Below are 15,803 nucleotides of genomic sequence, written 5' to 3' on the forward strand. Positions count from 1 at the left end.
ATAGCTTTCGGCCAACACCAGAGAACGGCCCCGTCAGAGAAAGAGAATCCAGACGATGAACAAGATCAGAATTCTGGGGGCCGTCGCGGCGTTCTCCCTCGCACTCGCCGGATGCGGTGCCTCGACCGCCTCGGACTCCGATCAGTCCGGGAAATCCGGGAAGCTGAGAATCAAGTTCGTCATCAACGGAAACCTCGGCGACCGGTCCTTCTTCGACTCGGCGTACGCGGGCCTGGAGAGGACCGAGAAGGACCTCGGCTACAGCCTGAAGGTCGTCGAGCTGGGCGGCGACCGCACCAAGTGGGCGTCCGGCTTCGAGGACGCCGCCGCCGGTGACGACTACGACGTGCTCGCCGCCGGCACTGTCGACGCCGTCGGCCTCATCTCCACCATCGCCCCGGAGTACCCGGACAAGAAGTTCTGGCTTTTCGACGGATCCGTCGACTACACGGGAAAGACCGGCTGTTCCAACAAGTGCGAGAATGTTTACTCCGTCACCTTCAAGCAGAACGAGGCCGCCTATCTGGCGGGATTCCTCGCCGACAAACTCGTCGCCGCCAAGGCCCTTCCGGGCAGCACCGGCAAGGGGAAGGTGGGCGTGATCGGCGGAGTGAAGATACCGGTCATCGAGGACTTCGTCATCGGCTTCAAGGCAGGCTTCGAGGCGGCGGGCGGTAAACCGTCCTCCGGTGTCCTCGTGCAGTACGTCGGCGGCGACAACCCGTTCGGCGACCCGGCCAAGGGCAAGCAGATCGCCTCGGCGATGTACGGCCAGGGAGCCGAACTGGTGTGGCCCGTCGCCGGATCCTCCGGCCTCGGCGCCTTCGAGTCGGCCGTCGCCGCCAAGCGGTACGCCTTCGGGGTCGACTCCGACCAGTACAAGACGCTGACCGATCCCGGCCAGCGGCAGACCGTCGTCACCTCGATCCTCAAGAACGCGGGCAACGCCCTCTACCTGGCGGCCGAGGCGAACAAGTCCGGCACGCTCGCCTACGGCAAGGCCGCCGCCGTGGGCCTGGCCGAGGACGGCGTCGGCTACGTGGACAACGCCAACTTCGCCAAGCTCGTCCCCGCCGCCGTGCGCGCCGAACTCAAGGAGCAGGTCGCGAAGGTCAAGTCCGGTGCCGTCAAGGTCCCTTCGGCCTTCTGACCTGACGAGGAACACTGGTGGAAACCACTGAGGAAACCCACGAGACCATCGACACGGCCCCGCTCGCACTGGAGGCCGTGGGCCTCGGCAAGACCTATCCCAACGGCACCCGCGCCGTCAGCGACGTCGACCTGTCGGTGCCCGGCGGCGAGATCAGGGCGATCGTCGGCCAGAACGGCGCCGGCAAGTCCACCCTGATGAAGCTGCTGTACGGCCTTGAGCAGCCGTCGGCCGGGCACATCCGCGTCCACGGCGAGCGGGTCAGGCTCTCCGGGCCGCAGGACGCCATCGCCCTGGGCGTCGGCATGGTCCACCAGAACCTCATGCTGGTCCCGTCGTTCACCATCGCCGAGAACGTCGTCCTCGGCGTCGAGCCGAGCCGGACGGGTCGGGCGGGCCGGGCAAGCCGGACGGGCCGGTTCAACGGCTGGGCGGGCCGCGTCGACCGGACGGCCGCGGTCGAACGTACCGCCGCGCTGGCCGCGGCGGCGGGCCTCGCCGTCGACCCGGAGGCCAGGGTCGACGCGGTGTCCGTGGGGATGCGCCAGCGGGCCGAGATCCTCAAGGTCCTGCACCGCGGCGCCCGCATCCTGATCCTCGACGAGCCCACCGCCGTACTCACCCCCCAGGAGACCACCGACCTCTTCACGGCGGTCCGCGGACTCCGCGACTCGGGCATGACCGTGCTGTTCATCTCGCACAAGCTCAAGGAAGTACGGGAGATCAGCGACCAGGTCACGGTCATGCGCGCCGGCTCGGTGATCGGCACCGTACGCACCGAGGAGGCGACGCCCGCGCACCTGGCGTCCATGATGGTCGGCCGGGAGATGTCCCTCGACGTGCCGAAGCCCCCGGCGCGCCCCGGGGCGAACGTCCTACGGGTTCGCGGGCTCTCGGGCCCGGCCGTGCACGGCGTCTCGCTCGACATCGCGGCCGGTGAGATCGTCGGCCTCGCGGGAGTCGAGGGCAACGGCCAGACCGAACTCGTCGAACTCCTCGCCGGACTGCGCCGCCCCACCGCCGGAACCGTCACCGTGGACGACGCCGACGTCACCCGCCTCGACGCGGCGGGCCACCGCAGGGCCGGCATCGCCCACGTACCCGAGGACCGGCTGACCAACGGGGCGGCCCTGGACCGCTCCCTCGCCGACAACCTGATCGTCGACCGCCACGACCGGCCCCCCGTCGCCCGCCACGGCATTCTGCGCACCCGGCACGTACGAGAACTCGCCGAGGACCTCATCAGCCGGTACGCGATCCGAGCCCCGCACCCCGACATGGCGGCCGGGGCCCTGTCCGGCGGCAACCTCCAGAAGGTCGTCGTCGCCCGCGAACTGTCCGCCCGGCCACGCCTGTTGCTCGCCGCGCAGCTGACCCGGGGCGTCGACATCGGCGCCATGCACTTCATGTACGAGCGGCTCGTCGAGGCCCGGGACGCGGGCGCGGCGGTGCTGCTGGTCTCCGCCGACCTCGGTGAACTGCTCGCGCTCTCCGACCGGTTGCTGGTGATCAAGGACGGCCGTCTCGTCGCCCGCTTCGACGACCCGGCCGAACTCACCGAGGAGGCCACCGGTTTGTACATGCTCGGTGTCGAACGGCATCCGGACGAGCGGATCACGGCAGGTGTCCGATGACCTCGACCCTGGAACCGGCCGCGGAACAGCAGGAGTTGCCCGAGACGCGGGACCGCCGGGAGTTCCTGGCCACCCGACGCCGTACGGTGGCCGTCGAGTTGACGATGACGGTACTGACCGTCGCCGTCGCCGTCCTCATCGCCTTCCTGGTGGTCCTGGCCACCGGCAAGGACGCGGGCGGCGCGCTGAACGCCCTGCTCACCGGCCCGCTGGAGCGCACGCCCCGGATCGGCCGCTGGCTCGCCGACGCCACCACGCTGGCGCTGCTCGGCCTGTCCGTCGCGATCCCCTTCCGGGCGAGGCAGATCAGCCTCGGCGCTGAGGGCCAGGTGTACGTCGGCGCCCTCGCGAGCGCCCTGGTGGCGATCAACCTCCACCTGCCGCCCTTCGCCGCCGTACTGGTCCCGCTCGGCGCCGCCGCCCTCGCCGGGGGCGCGCTGGGCGCGGTACCGGGGGTGATGAAGGCCCGCCTCGGCGCCAACGAGATCGTCGCCACGCTGATGCTGAACGCCGTCGTCGTACGGGTCTTCGACTATCTCCTCACCGACCATCTCAAGGCTCCGGGCAGCACCGCCGTACAGTCCGCCCCGGTGCGCCCCGACTCGGCGCTGCCCCGCCTCTCCGACTTCTTCGGCGTCCCGCTGGACCGGGCGAACATCGGACTCTTCGGCATGCTCGTGGTGGCGGCGGCCGTGTGGTTCCTGCTCACCAGGACACCGCTCGGCTACCGCATCCGGATCACCGGCTCCAACCCGGACTTCGCCCGGTACGGCGGCCTCGACGTACCCCGCACCATCGAGTGGAGCTTCGTCATCGGCGGCGCGCTGGCCGGTCTGGCCGGGGCCCACCTCGTGCTGGGGATCTACGGCGGACTCCAGCCCGACATGGCGGGCGGCCTGGCCTTCGAGGGCATCGTCGTCGCCCTGCTGGGCCGCAACAACCCGGTCGGGGTGGTCGCCGCCGCGCTCCTCTACTCGTATCTGCGGGTCGGCGGCGACGTGATGGAGCAGCAGACCGACGTCGGCTCCGAGGCCGTGACCATCATCCAGGCGGTCATCGTGCTGCTCGTGACCGCCCGGGCGCTGCCCGAACTCGTCAAGCGGTACCTGGGTCGTGTCCGCAAAGTCCCGCCTGCCCGGCGACGCCTGGCACGCACTCTCGCCCGAAGGGAGGCCCGCTGATGGGCCCCGTCCTCGACGTCGTGCTCAGCACCGGATTCCTCGCGGCGATCCTCGGGGTGTCCACGCCGTACGTCCTCGCCGCCCTCGGCGGGCTGCTGGCCGAGCGGGCCGGGGTGCCCAACATCGCCCTGGAGGGCTCGATGCTGAGCGCCGCCTGCACGGGCGCGCTGGTCGCCGGATACAGCGGCTCGGTATGGGCCGGCGCCGTCTGCGGGATCGGCGCCGGCGCCCTGCTCGCGCTGCTGCTCGGCGTGCTGCACCTGTACCTCGGGGCGGACGCCATCATCGCGGGCATCGGCCTCAACCTCCTCGCGGCGGGCGCGACCGCGTACACCGTGTACGCGCTTCTCGGCGACAAGGGCGGCACCAGCCGGATGCACAGCGGCGCGCTGCCCTCGGTCCGCCTGCCGTTCGTCGAGGACGTGCCGGGCCTGGGCGCGGTGCTCAGCGGACAGAACGTGCTGACCTGGGCCGCCCTCGCGGCCACCCCGGTGATCGCCTGGCTGCTGTACCGGGCCCGGTTCGGTTTCCATCTGCGGGCGGTGGGGGAGCACCCCGAGGCGGCCCGCTCGGTCGGCATCCACGTCCACCGCGTCCAGTTCCGCGCCCTCGCACTCAGCGGCGCGCTGGCCGGGGCGGCCGGAGTCTTCCTGAGCATGGGCGCTGTTTCCTTCTTCGTCACCGGCATGACCGCGGGACGCGGTTACATCGCCCTGGCCGCCGTCTTCCTCGGCGCCCTGCGCCCATGGGGCGTGTTCCTCGCCGCCCTCGGCTTCGGCACCGCCGAGGCCCTCGCCGTCCAGCTCGGCAACCTCGACATCCCCTCCCAACTGGTCTCCGCGATCCCGTACGTCTGCACCCTGCTGGCCCTGGCGTTCTTCGCCTGGCGCCGCCGCCGCGCCTCACACGCCGCTGCCGTTCCCGCCTCCCTCCCCGGCCTGCACACCCTGGAGTCTCCATGAGCATCCGCGCCGCCCGCGCCCGGATCACCGCCGCCGCAGTCGTCCTTGCCGCGCTCCCCGCCCTGGCCGGCACCCCGGCCGCCGCCGACGACAGAGGCGCCCTGGACAGGGGCGTACGGCTGGACTTCCTCGGGGAGCGGGAACTGCCCAACGCCCTGGCCTTCCAGGGCACCACCGTCGGCGGCCTGTCGGCCATCAGCTACGACGCGAAGACCGGCACCTACTACGTGATCAGCGACGACCGGTCGGCGACCGGCCCGGCCCGCTTCTACACCGCCCGCGTCGACTTCGCCCGCGGCGGCGCCCTCAAGGGCGTCACGCTCACCGGCACCCACCCGTTGCTCCGCCCGGACGGCACCGCCTTCCCGCCCACCTCGACCGCCACCTCTACTGTCGCGCCCGACCCGGAGGGCATCGCCGTCGACCCGCGGGGCGGCGGCCTCGTCTGGACGAGTGAGGGCGAGCGCATCGTGCCGGCCGACGGACCGGCCCTGCTCGGCGACCCCTGGATCCGCCGCGCCACCACGACCGGCGCCTACACCGGACAGCTCCCGCTGCCCCCTCAACTGCGCATGAACTCCCAGGAGTTCGGGCCCCGCAAGAACCAGACCCTCGAAGGACTCACCTTCACCCTGGACGGACGGCGGATCGTCACCGCCATGGAGGACCCCCTCTACCAGGACGGCGACGTCCCCACCCCCGAGCACGGCGCCCTCACCCGCATCACCGTCCACGACTCCCGCACCGGACGGCCGCTGGCCCAGTACGCCTACCCCCTCCAGCCGCTGTTCGCCACGCCCCCGGCGGGCAGCACGGACACCAACGGCGTCAGCGACCTCGTCGCCCTCGGCAACGACCGCTTCCTGGTCCTGGAGCGCGCCTCGATCTTCAGCGACAACAACTGGAAGGCCCGCATCTACCTGGTCGATCTCCGGGGCGCCACCGACGTGCTGGGCCGCGACTCCCTCACGTCTCTCACCGGAGCGTCGGCGGCACGGCCCGTCAAGCCGGTCCGCAAGACGCTCGTGACCGACCTGTCCGACGTCCCCGGACTGACCCGGATCGACAACATCGAGGGCATCACCCTCGGCCCCCGCCTCCCCGACGGCCGCCGCACCGTCGTCCTGGTCTCCGACGACAACTTCGCCGCCCGCGAGGTGACCCAGTTCATCGCTTTCGCGGCTCAGGGCATCTGAGGGCGCGACGGGTGCAGGGGGGCGGAGACGGCGAGTTCACGCAGGCCGTACCAGCCCCATGTCGTACGCGAAGATCACCGCCTGTACCCGGTCCCGCGCCCCGATCTTGGCGAGGATGCGGCTGACGTGCGACTTGACCGTGGACTCGGCCAGGGACAGACGGTCGGCGATCTCGGCGTTGGACCAGCCGGTGGCCATGGCCGTGAGGACTTCGCGTTCGCGGGCGGTGAGGGCGGCGAGTTGGCGTTGCTGGGCGGGGGTCTGGCCAGGGAGGTGGGAGGAGAAGGCGTCGATGAGTTTGCGGGTGAGGCCGGGGGCGATCACCGCGTCGCCGGAGGCCACCGCCCGGATGCCCGCCGTCAGTTCGTCGGGCAGGGCGTCCTTCAGCAGGAAGCCGCTGGCTCCCGCGCGCAGGGCCGCGTACGCGTACTCGTCCAGGTCGAAGGTCGTGAGGACCAGGACTCTGGACCGGCCGCCGGACTCGACGATGCGGCGGGTGGCCTCGATGCCGTCCATGCCGGGCATGCGGACGTCCATCAGGACGACGTCGGGGCGCAGTTCGGCGGTCATGCGGACCGCTTCGGCGCCGTGGGTGGCCTCGCCGACCACGCTCAGGTCGGGGTGCTGCTCCATGAGCATGCTGAAGCCGAGGCGTTGCAGGGCCTGGTCGTCGACGATCAGGACAGTCGTCATGCGGGACGCTTCTCCGTGGGTGCCGTGGGTGCCGTGGGTGCGGTAGGTGCGCTGGGTGCGGTGGTTGTGGTCAGGAAGTGGGCTTCGACCGTCCAGCCGCCTCGGTCGTTCGGGCCCGCGGTGACGCTTCCCCCGTACAGCGCGGCCCGCTCGCGCATGCCGACCAGGCCGCGGCCGTCGTCGGGCGGGCCGGTGGGATGCGGAGTGCGCGGCGGGCCGGTGTCCTCGACGGTGGCGTGTACGGCCGTGTCGTCGGTCGTGAGGGATACGTGTACCCCTGTCGTGGCCGCCGCGTGCTTGAGGGTGTTGGTCAGGGACTCCTGGACGACGCGGTAGACGGCGAGTTGGAGGCCGGGGGCGAGATCGGTGAGGGCGCCTTCGGTGTGCAGGGTGACGGTGGGGCCGGCGCCGCGGACCCGTTCCAGGAGGGGGCCGAGGTCGGCGAGGCCCGGCTGCGGGGCGAGCGGGCTGCCCTCCGCGGTGTCGCGTTCTTCGCCGATCACGGCGAGGAGGCGGCGCAGTTCGGCCAGGGCGCCGCGTCCGCTGTCGGCGATGATGCGCAGGGTCTCGGCGCCCCGCTTCGGTTTCGTCTCGGTGAGCCCGGCGGCGCCGCCCGCGAGACCGACGATCACGGCGAGGGTGTGGCCGAGGATGTCGTGCATCTCCCGGGCGACCCGGGCGCGTTCGGCGGCGGCGGCGAGGCGGGCCCGCTGGTCGCGCTCCACCTCCAGACGGACGGCGCGCTCGTGCAGGGCCCTGATGTACGCGTTCACGACCCGGCCGACCAGGCCCGCCGCGGCGACCGCCGCGACCAGCGCCGACTGCACGATCGCCAGCACCGGGGCCTGCAGGACCTGCTCGCTCGGCTGCTCGGCGGCGCGGACGACGACCGCCACGGTCGTCTGCCCGATGGCGATCGCCAGACAGACCGCCAGTTGGGCGGGCCTGACGCTGCGGCCCACATTGAGCAGGGCCACGATCCGTGCGGCCTCCGAGCCCGTATCGGCGTCCAGGGTGAGGGACACCGCGGAGACGACGGAGGTGAGGGCGAAGATCAGTACGGGCCGTTGCTCCCGCCACAGCAGCGGGACACAGAAGGCGACGATCAGCGCCAGCACCGCCGGTACGGCGGGGCCGACGCCGTCCGCCGCGTCCCGCACGGCCGGGATGCCGAGAGCGGCGCAGATGAGCGGCACCGTCCACCGCCGGAAAGCGGGGTGCGCCAGATCCGCCTGCCTCGTCCGGATGAGCCACTGCATGACCGCGACGTCCGAACTCCGGCTCGTCCCGCCCAGCAGGGTCTCGGGCGTGACGGAAGGAGCCGACGAGCCGGGGGCCGACGCCCCGGGAACCGATGGCCCAGAAGCCGTCGCGGCGGGTTCAGCGGTCGGTGCGGTCACGTCCTGCGGCCTCTCGGTACGGGGGCCGCCCGCCGGTCCCGGGGGGAACGGGACCGGCGGGCGGGGCCAGGTGGGCAGGGCCGGCGTGGGTCGTACGCCCTGCTGGGGATCGTACGGCCGACTGCCGGGCCCTCGCCGGAGGGAGCGGCCGAGCCGTCGCCGGTGGGACAGCTCAGCCCGTGCCGGTTGGCCGGTCGGGACGGCTCGGCCCTCGCCGATGCGGACTGCTCAGCCCTTGCCGGTCGGAACGGGCTCGGGGACCTCCTCGCCCTCGGTCTCCTCGGTGTCCTTCTCCAGCAGGTGCCGGAGCTTCTCGCCCTCGACGTCCACGTTGGGCAGCAGCCGGTCCAGTCGGCGCGGCAGCGCCCACGCGCGGCGGCCGAGCAGGGCCATGACCGCGGGGACGATGGTCATCCGGACGACGAAGGCGTCGAAGAGCACGGCGGCGGCGAGCCCCAGGCCGATCGACTTGACCAGCACGGTGTCGCTGAGGAGGAACCCGGCGAACACGGAGATCATGATGACCGCGGCGGCCGTGACGACGCGCGCCCCGTGCCGGAAACCGGCGATCACCGCTTCCCGCGGCTCGGCCCCGTGGACGTACTCCTCCCGCATCCGGGTGACGAGGAAGACCTGGTAGTCCATGGCGAGGCCGAACACCACGCCGACCATGAAGATCGGCAGCACGCTCACGATCGGCCCGGTCTGGTCGATGCCGAAGACGTCCGCGAGCCAGCCCCACTGGAAGACGGCGACGACGACGCCGAGCGTGGCGAGGACGCTGAGCAGGAAGCCGGCGGCGGCCTTGAGCGGGACGAGGATCGAGCGGAACACCAGCATCAGCAGGACCAGCGCGAGACCGACGACCACACAGAGATACGGCAGCAGGGCGTCGTTGAGCTTGCCGGAGACATCGATGTTGAGGGCGGTGGTGCCGGTGACCATGAGCTCGGCGCCGGTGTCCTCGTGCAGAGCGGCGGCGCCCCGGTCGCGGATCCCGGAGACGAGGTCGACCGTGTCCTGGCTGGTGGGGGAGGAGCCGGGGACGGCACGGATCAGGGCCACGTCACCGGTCTTGTTGAAGGTCGCGGGGCTGACGGAGGTGATGTCGGGCAGGTCGCCGAGCAGGGTGACCGCGTCCTGGGCGGCGGCCTTGGGGTCGGCGCTGGCGCGGGCGTCGACGACCACGGTCAGCGGGCCGTTGTAGCCGGGCCCGAAGCCGTCGGTGATGGTGTCGTAGGCGGTGCGCTGGGTGCTGCCGGGGGTGGCCGTCGCGTCGCCGGGCATGCCGAGTTGCAGCGACAGGGCCGGGACGGCGAGCAGGAGCAGGCCGGCCACCGAGACGCCGAGGACCTTCACCGGGTTGCGCAGCACGAACCGCGACCAGCGCACGCCCATCGGCTCGTGCTCTTCGCGCTCGATCGCCCGCATACGGCGGGTCTTGAGCTTCCCGGTCGTGATCCGCGTACCGGCGAAACCGAGCATCGCGGGCAGCAGGGTGAGGGCGATGACCACGGCGACGACGACCGCGAACGCGGCGCCGAGACCGATGTCGGAGAGGACCTTGATGCCGATGACGCTGAGCCCGGCCAGTGCGATGACCACGGTCAGCCCGGCGAACACCACCGCCGATCCGGCGGTGCCCAGAGCGCGCCCGGCGGCCTCCTCCGGCGCATGGCCCTCCCGCAGCTCGCCGCGGTAGCGCGAGACGATGAACAGGGCGTAGTCGATGGCCACGGCGAGGCCGAGCATCAGCGCCAGGGTGCTGGTACTGGAGCTGAGATCGATGAACGCGCCGGCGACGCTGATCCCGCAGATCGCCGCGACGACACCGAAGAGCGCGGTGAGCAGCGGCAGCCCGGCCGCGACCAGCGAGCCGAAGGTGATGACCATCACCAGGGCGGCGATCACGATGCCGATCAGCTCGGTCGCGCTCTGGTGTGCCTCCTCGGTGACGGCCGTCCCGCCCATGCTGACCGCGAGACCGGCCCGCTCGCCCTGCTCGGCGACGTGCTTCAGGTCGTCGCGGGCGGCGTCGGTGACGTCGGCCTGGGCGACCTCGTAGGTCACCTGGGCGTAGGCGACGGAGCCGTCCTTGCTGACCGTGCCGCCCGTGTAGGGGTCGGCGACGCCCGCCACCTGGGACGCCGCCTTCAGGTCGGCGACCAGCGACTCGACCTCGGCCTTGTGCGCCGCGGACGTCAGCTTCTGCCCGTCGGGCGCCTCGAACACCACGCGGGCGGTGGCCCCGTCGGCCGATGCCTGCGGGAACTCCTTCTCCAGGAGGTCCAGCGCCTTCTGGGACTGGGTCCCGGGGATGGCGAAGGCGTCCGACGTACTGGAGGACACACTGCCGGCGCCGATGCCGACGACGGCCAGGACCGCGATCCACAGCATCAGGACGAGCCGTCGTCGCCTGAACGAGAACCGGCCCAGCCGGTAGAGAAAGGTGGCCACGGAATACCCCCAGCGGAGAAGCATCGGTACGAGAGAAAGAGGGCCTGCTCGACCCGTGTCCCACGCTAGGAAGGGTTTCCCGGCCGCCCACGGCACCCGAGATGCGAAAACGGCGGGCGGAGTAGTACCGGGGTACTACTCCGCCCTCATCCCGAGGAGCTCGCAGCTCGGCGCATGGCTAGGCCCTGTCGTTTGGATCATCTCGGCGTCGCGGGCCCTGGCCGGCGGCCAGGGACCCCGGCGGCTCGGTCTCCCAGCCGGCCACCGCCGCGACCCCGATGAGCAGGGGCCACAGGGCGGTGCCCAACTCCTCGGGGGTGCCGGGGCAGTCGTGGCGCAGCCAGTCGACGACGCTGCCGAGCACGGCGCCCGCCACGAACGCGGCGGCCGGATCGTGCGGGGTGCCGGTGGCCACCGGTTCGTCGGCGAGGGGGGCGGGCGGCACGGCTCTGTCCGTGGGGACGGTTCCCTCGGCCGGACCCGTGTCGTGGGTCGGGACTCGGAGTATGCGGGCGGTCGTCGTCATGCGTTGGAGCAGGTGGTTGATGACCCGCGCGCTGCCGTCGTCGCCGAGCAGGGCCCGGTAGAGGGCGGCGTGTTCGGCGACATGGGCGAAGAGGTCCGGCAGCGGGTTGTCCGGGGGGGCGCCGTCGGGGCCGGCCGGTGGGACGGCAGCGGGGCTCGCCGCCACCAGGGCGTCGAAGATCGTCGTGCACGCGGCGGCGGCCAGGTCGTGCACGTCGGTGTAGTGCTCGTAGAACGTGGACCGGTTCACGCCCGCGCGTTTGGTGATGTCGGAGACCGAGATCTGGCTGAGGTCACGCTCGGCGATGAGCTCGCGCAGGGCGGTCTCCAGAGCGGCGCGGGAACGACGGGTGCGGGGGTCCATGGGGCGCGCGGGCATAGGGTGAGCCTATCCTTTCCCTCACTTGTCGGATAACCGTCAGGTGATGGATAGTGGCCGCGTCGCCCCACCGAACGGAGCCGTCCATGTCCTTCCTCGCCCGGCCCGCGACGGCCGCCCTGGCTGCCAGGGCGTTGCAGCGTGTCACCGCCCTGGCGGACCGCCGTATCGCGTCCTCCCTGCTCAGCCGCTATCCGGAGTACCCGCGGAACACCCGCGAGCTGACCGTCCCGACCTCGGTCGGCCCGGCCCGCGTCGTGGTCTACCTGCCGGACGGCGCGGTCGGTACGACGCACGCGGCCGGTACGGCTCCACCGGTGCACGTCAACTTCCACGGTGGCGGCTATGTCCTGCCGACCATCGAGCTCGACGACCCCCTGTGCCGTTTCCTCGCGGCGGAGGCGGGCGTGGCCGTGGTCAACGTCGACTACGTGGTCGCTCCGCAGCATCCGTTCCCCGCCCCGCCCGTCCAGGCGTACGAGATCGTCCGGTGGGTCGCCGGGCACGGCGCGGAGCACGGCTGGGACGGCGGCCGGCTCACCGTGGGCGGTCAGAGCGCCGGCGGCGGCCTCGCGGCGGCGGTGGCCCGCCAGGCCCTGGAGGGGAAGAGGAGCGGCGGCGCACCTTCCATCGCGCTCCAGGTCCTCCACTACCCGCCCCTCGACCTCGTGACCGACGCCCGCGACAAGCGCGCCGCCATCGCCAAGCCGATGCTGCGCCCCTGGATGGCGGACGTCTTCGACTCCTCGTACGTACCGGATCCGCGTCGGCGCACCGACCCCCTGGTCTCGCCCGCCCATCCGTCGGACACCGCCGACCTCACGGGCATCGCCCCGGCCTTCGTCGTCACCGCCGAGTACGACCTCCTGCGGGCGGAGGGCGTCCGTTACGCCGAGCGGCTGCGCGGGGCCGGGGCGCTGCTCGACCACTACGACGTCCCCGGAGCCGATCACGGCTACGACCAGAAGGACGCCGAAACGGCCAGGGACGTGTACGCCCTGATCGCCGCCCACATACGCCGGGCCACGACCCCCGAGCCCGGGAACACCCCCAGGGAGAACCAGTCATGAGCACGAGCACAGGCCTGTCGGGCACCTCGGTCGTCGTCACGGGTGCGGGCTCCGGCATCGGCAGGGCCGCGGCCCTGCGCTTCGCGGCGGAGGGCGCCCGTGTCGTCCTCGCCGACATCAACGCCGACGGCACCAAGGAGACCGCCGAGGCGATCGCCGAGGCGGGCGGCACCGCGGTCACCGTGGTCGGGGACCTCGGCGAGCAGCGGATCGTCGACCAGGTCGTCGCCACCGCGGTGGACACCTTCGGCGGCATCGACGTCCTGGTCAACAACGCCGGGGTGATGGACAGGATGTCCGCCGCGGTGGACACCGCCGACGACGAGTGGGACCGCGTCCTGCACGTCAACCTCACCGCGCCGTTCCTGCTCACCCGGGCCGCGCTGCCGCACCTCCTCGCGAACGGCAAGGGCGCGATCGTGTTCACCGCGTCCGAGGCGTCCCTGCGCGGCAGCGCCGCCGGTACCGCGTACACCGTCTCGAAGCACGGCGTCGCCGGTCTGACCAAGTCGCTCGCCGTGATGTACCGGGACAAGGGCGTACGGACCAACGCCATCGCCCCGGGCGGCACGGTGACGGGCATCCAGGTCCAGGCGGACCGGGAAGCGCACGGTCCGTCCGTGCTCATGGGCTACCGGGGCAATCTCGGCCGTGCGGCGAGCGCCGACGAGCAGGCGGCGGCCATCGTCTTCCTCGCCTCCGACGCCGCCAGCAACATCAACGGCGTCATCCTGCCTGTCGACAACGGCTGGTCCGCCGTCTGACGGTCAGCCGAGTGGGTTCTCCCTGTTCCGCAGGGTCTCCAGGGCGGTCGCGTACAAACGGGACTTGATGGTGCCGAGGGTCGGGCCCGCCTTGCCCACCTGGGTCCGGGCGAGTTCCACGGCGGTGCCGCGTACGGCGTCCTCGGGCACCGCGCGGTCGACGATGGCGGCGGCGAGCGCGTCGCCGCCCCCGTAGCGGCGGGCCGTGGTCATGGCCTCGTGCGCGGTCTGCGGGGTCAGCCGGGACTGGATCAGCGCGGACATGCCCGGCGCGAACGGGATGTTGATGTCAGCCTCGGGCAGGCACCAGTAGCCGCGGTCGGCGCGCATCACCCGGAAGTCGTGGGCCAGCGAGAACATCGCGCCGGCCGCGAAGGTGTGCCCCTGGAGGGCGGCCACCGTGATCACGGGCAGGGACAGCATCCGCGCGAACAGCCCCTGGACGCTGATGACGTAGTCCTGGTCCTGGTCGGGGTGCGCGAACAGCCAGTCCAGGTCGAGGCCGTTGGAGTAGAACTTGCCCGTGGCCGCGGTCACCAGGGCCCGCGGTCCCTCCGCCTTCTCCACCTCGTCCAGCGCGGAGTTGACCGAGGTGAGCCAGTCGGGGTGGAAGCGGTTCTCGCCGTCTCCGAGATCGAGAACGAAGACGTCGTCCTGGCGGTCGAGCATGGGCATGGTCACTCCTTTGTGAGGCCACCTGGGTTACCTATCGGTAACTTATGCCTTTGGTGGGGGAACTCGCAATGGTCGGTTTCGTACGTGGGGGAACTCGCGACGGTCGACCGGTCATTTCGTAGTGGCCGGTTTCGGTCTCCACCTTGTGGGAGCGCTTCCACGACAGTCATGGCCATGCCATCCCATGCCGTGCGGCCGGCCCCGTCGCACGGTGTCGCTCCACCACGCCATCACTCCATCGCGCGCCATTCCCGTGCGTCGCGATCCGGAAGGGACGGACATGTCCGCCACTGGCAGCATCAACACCGTGAGGAGACCGTCGCGTTCGGGGCTCGCAGTGCTTCTCGGGGCGCTCGCGTCCCTGCTCGCGACCCTGTTCCTCGGAGCGCCCGGGGCCGAGGCCCGCGCGGCCGCGCCCACCGCGGCTCCGACCGTGACTCCGACCGTGGCTCCCGCCGCCGCGCTCACCGAGGTCACCGACTTCGGCACCAACCCCAGCAACCTGCGGATGTACCTCTACGTACCGGACAGCGTCACGGCGAAGCCCGCGATCGTGGTGGCCGTCCACTACTGCACGGGATCCGGCCCGGCGATGTACTCCGGCACGGAGTACGCCTCGCTCGCCGACCGCTACGGGTTCATCGTCGTCTACCCGTCGGTCACCCGCGCCAGCAAGTGCTTCGACGTGTCCTCGCCGCAGGCGCTGAAGCGGGGCGGCGGCAGCGACCCGGTCGGCATCAGGTCGATGGTCGACTGGGTGACGCGCACCTACTCCGCCGACCCGAGCCGGATCTTCGCCACCGGCATCTCCTCCGGCGCGATGATGACGAACGTCCTGCTGGGCGACTACCCCGACGTGTTCGCGGCGGGCGCGGCCTTCTCGGGCGTACCGTTCGGCTGCTTCGCCACCACCGACGGCTCCGAGTGGAACAGCGCGTGCTCCGGCGGCACCGTGATCCGCACCCCGCAGGAGTGGGGCAACCTCGTCCGCGCCGCCTACCCGGGCTATACCGGCCCCCGGCCGCGTATGCAGCTGTGGCACGGCACCGAGGACGACGTCCTGCGCTACCCCAACTTCGGGGAGGAGGCCAAGCAGTGGACCAATGTGCTGGGCGTCGGCCAGACCCCGGCCGCCACGGACTCGCCCCAGACCGGCTGGACCCGTACCCGGTACGGCGCCACCGGTGACCGGGCTCCCGTCGAGGCCATCAGCCTCCAGGGCATCGGCCACAACCTGTACGCGTACGGCATGGCGGCCCGGGTGCTCACGTTCTTCGGCCTGGACAGCTCGGGTCCCGCGCCTCAACCCCCGCCGGGCGCCTGCGCGGTGACCGCCACGACCACCGCGTGGAGTACGGGCCTGACCGGCTCCGTGACCATCACCAACACCGGCACCGTCCGCATCGAGGGCTGGCGGCTGGGCTTCACCCTGCCGTCCGGGCAGACCATCACCAACGGCTGGGGCGCCACGTACGCCCCGGCGAGCGGCGCGGTGACCGCCACCAACGCCGCGTACAACGGCACGATCGCGCCGAACGCGAGCGTCGGCATCGGCTATCAGGCGAATCACGGCGGCAACGGCGCGGCTCCGGCCGCGTTCACGCTCAACGGAACGGTGTGCACGGTCAATTGACGACCCGTCGGTGAGTCATGACGGTCCGTCTGCGATTCATGACGGTCCGTCATGCCTGTCATGTCGCCGGACCCAGGTGGCCGG

The 15,803-nt window shown here is 71.8% G+C and carries 13 protein-coding genes; 8 read left to right on the forward strand and 5 right to left on the reverse strand.

Annotation, left to right across the window (positions count from 1 at the left end; genetic code table 11):
* The first annotated feature begins 55 nt into the window (after positions 1 to 55).
* From OHA11_RS33890 to OHA11_RS33910, 5 genes are read left to right on the forward strand one after another with little or no spacing between them, the layout of a single operon-like run.
* Positions 56 to 1,150: a BMP family protein gene (locus OHA11_RS33890; protein ID WP_266502823.1), complete on the forward strand. Its 1,095-nt coding sequence runs from the start codon at positions 56 to 58 to the stop codon at positions 1,148 to 1,150.
* Between the two features lie 17 nt (positions 1,151 to 1,167).
* Complete coding sequence (locus tag OHA11_RS33895) at positions 1,168 to 2,784, forward strand: ABC transporter ATP-binding protein (RefSeq protein ID WP_266502825.1); 1,617 nt, start codon at positions 1,168 to 1,170, stop codon at positions 2,782 to 2,784.
* A complete protein-coding gene (locus OHA11_RS33900) occupies positions 2,781 to 3,965 on the forward strand; it encodes an ABC transporter permease (protein ID WP_266502826.1) in 1,185 nt (394 codons plus the stop codon). Before OHA11_RS33895 ends, OHA11_RS33900 begins: the two co-directional genes overlap by 4 nt.
* On the forward strand, positions 3,965 to 4,927 hold the full coding sequence (locus OHA11_RS33905) for an ABC transporter permease (protein WP_266502827.1): 963 nt from the start codon (positions 3,965 to 3,967) through the stop codon (positions 4,925 to 4,927). Before OHA11_RS33900 ends, OHA11_RS33905 begins: the two co-directional genes overlap by 1 nt.
* The gene (locus tag OHA11_RS33910) at positions 4,924 to 6,123 is read left to right on the forward strand and encodes an esterase-like activity of phytase family protein (protein ID WP_266502829.1); all 1,200 of its coding nucleotides are present in this window, start codon (positions 4,924 to 4,926) and stop codon (positions 6,121 to 6,123) included. The genes OHA11_RS33905 and OHA11_RS33910 overlap by 4 nt, the downstream gene beginning before the upstream one ends.
* Positions 6,124 to 6,159: 36 nt before the next feature.
* Here OHA11_RS33910 and OHA11_RS33915 read toward each other — a convergent pair whose 3' ends face one another.
* The 4 genes from OHA11_RS33915 to OHA11_RS33930 form a co-directional block, all read right to left on the reverse strand.
* Positions 6,160 to 6,816, reverse strand: a complete 657-nt coding sequence (locus OHA11_RS33915) for a response regulator transcription factor (RefSeq protein WP_266502830.1) — start codon at positions 6,814 to 6,816, stop codon at positions 6,160 to 6,162.
* Positions 6,813 to 8,075 (reverse strand): sensor histidine kinase, encoded by a 1,263-nt coding sequence (locus OHA11_RS33920; protein WP_266502831.1) that lies wholly within the window; start codon positions 8,073 to 8,075, stop codon positions 6,813 to 6,815. Before OHA11_RS33920 ends, OHA11_RS33915 begins: the two co-directional genes overlap by 4 nt.
* A 369-nt stretch (positions 8,076 to 8,444) precedes the next feature.
* A complete protein-coding gene (locus OHA11_RS33925; protein ID WP_266502833.1) occupies positions 8,445 to 10,673 on the reverse strand; it encodes an MMPL family transporter in 2,229 nt (742 codons plus the stop codon).
* A gap of 178 nt (positions 10,674 to 10,851) precedes the next feature.
* Positions 10,852 to 11,577 carry a TetR/AcrR family transcriptional regulator gene (locus tag OHA11_RS33930; RefSeq protein ID WP_266502834.1) on the reverse strand — a complete coding sequence of 242 codons (726 nt, stop codon included), beginning with the start codon at positions 11,575 to 11,577 and terminating at the stop codon, positions 10,852 to 10,854.
* Positions 11,578 to 11,663: 86 nt separating this feature from the next.
* Here OHA11_RS33930 and OHA11_RS33935 point away from each other — a divergent pair, with 86 nt between their 5' ends.
* Positions 11,664 to 12,647 (forward strand): alpha/beta hydrolase fold domain-containing protein, encoded by a 984-nt coding sequence (locus tag OHA11_RS33935; RefSeq protein ID WP_266502835.1) that lies wholly within the window; start codon positions 11,664 to 11,666, stop codon positions 12,645 to 12,647.
* Entirely contained in the window at positions 12,644 to 13,411 is a 768-nt protein-coding gene (locus OHA11_RS33940) for an SDR family NAD(P)-dependent oxidoreductase (protein WP_266502836.1), read from the forward strand. The genes OHA11_RS33935 and OHA11_RS33940 overlap by 4 nt, the downstream gene beginning before the upstream one ends.
* A 3-nt stretch (positions 13,412 to 13,414) precedes the next feature.
* On the opposite strand, the gene OHA11_RS33945 is transcribed toward OHA11_RS33940, so the two are convergent.
* A complete protein-coding gene (locus tag OHA11_RS33945; RefSeq protein ID WP_266502837.1) occupies positions 13,415 to 14,086 on the reverse strand; it encodes an enoyl-CoA hydratase-related protein in 672 nt (223 codons plus the stop codon).
* Positions 14,087 to 14,366: 280 nt separating this feature from the next.
* On the opposite strand from OHA11_RS33945, the gene OHA11_RS33950 reads away from it, so the two are divergent.
* A complete protein-coding gene (locus OHA11_RS33950; RefSeq protein WP_266502838.1) occupies positions 14,367 to 15,719 on the forward strand; it encodes a PHB depolymerase family esterase in 1,353 nt (450 codons plus the stop codon).
* Positions 15,720 to 15,803: the final 84 nt, after the last annotated feature.

Source organism: Streptomyces sp. NBC_00878 (genome assembly GCF_026341515.1).
In the GTDB taxonomy this organism is placed as follows: domain Bacteria; phylum Actinomycetota; class Actinomycetes; order Streptomycetales; family Streptomycetaceae; genus Streptomyces.

What these genes read in the sequence shown, in the direction of transcription:
- OHA11_RS33890 (WP_266502823.1), top strand. Translation starts at nt 56, where the DNA reads ATGAACAAGATCAGAATTCTGGGGGCCGTCGCGGCGTTCTCCCTCGCA.
- OHA11_RS33900 (WP_266502826.1), top strand. Translation starts at nt 2,781, where the DNA reads ATGACCTCGACCCTGGAACCGGCCGCGGAACAGCAGGAGTTGCCCGAG.
- OHA11_RS33905 (WP_266502827.1), top strand. Translation starts at nt 3,965, where the DNA reads ATGGGCCCCGTCCTCGACGTCGTGCTCAGCACCGGATTCCTCGCGGCG.
- OHA11_RS33910 (WP_266502829.1), top strand. Translation starts at nt 4,924, where the DNA reads ATGAGCATCCGCGCCGCCCGCGCCCGGATCACCGCCGCCGCAGTCGTC.
- OHA11_RS33915 (WP_266502830.1), bottom strand. Translation starts at nt 6,816, where the DNA reads ATGACGACTGTCCTGATCGTCGACGACCAGGCCCTGCAACGCCTCGGC.
- OHA11_RS33920 (WP_266502831.1), bottom strand. Translation starts at nt 8,075, where the DNA reads ATGCAGTGGCTCATCCGGACGAGGCAGGCGGATCTGGCGCACCCCGCT.
- OHA11_RS33930 (WP_266502834.1), bottom strand. Translation starts at nt 11,577, where the DNA reads ATGCCCGCGCGCCCCATGGACCCCCGCACCCGTCGTTCCCGCGCCGCT.
- OHA11_RS33935 (WP_266502835.1), top strand. Translation starts at nt 11,664, where the DNA reads ATGTCCTTCCTCGCCCGGCCCGCGACGGCCGCCCTGGCTGCCAGGGCG.
- OHA11_RS33940 (WP_266502836.1), top strand. Translation starts at nt 12,644, where the DNA reads ATGAGCACGAGCACAGGCCTGTCGGGCACCTCGGTCGTCGTCACGGGT.
- OHA11_RS33945 (WP_266502837.1), bottom strand. Translation starts at nt 14,086, where the DNA reads ATGCCCATGCTCGACCGCCAGGACGACGTCTTCGTTCTCGATCTCGGA.
- OHA11_RS33950 (WP_266502838.1), top strand. Translation starts at nt 14,367, where the DNA reads ATGTCCGCCACTGGCAGCATCAACACCGTGAGGAGACCGTCGCGTTCG.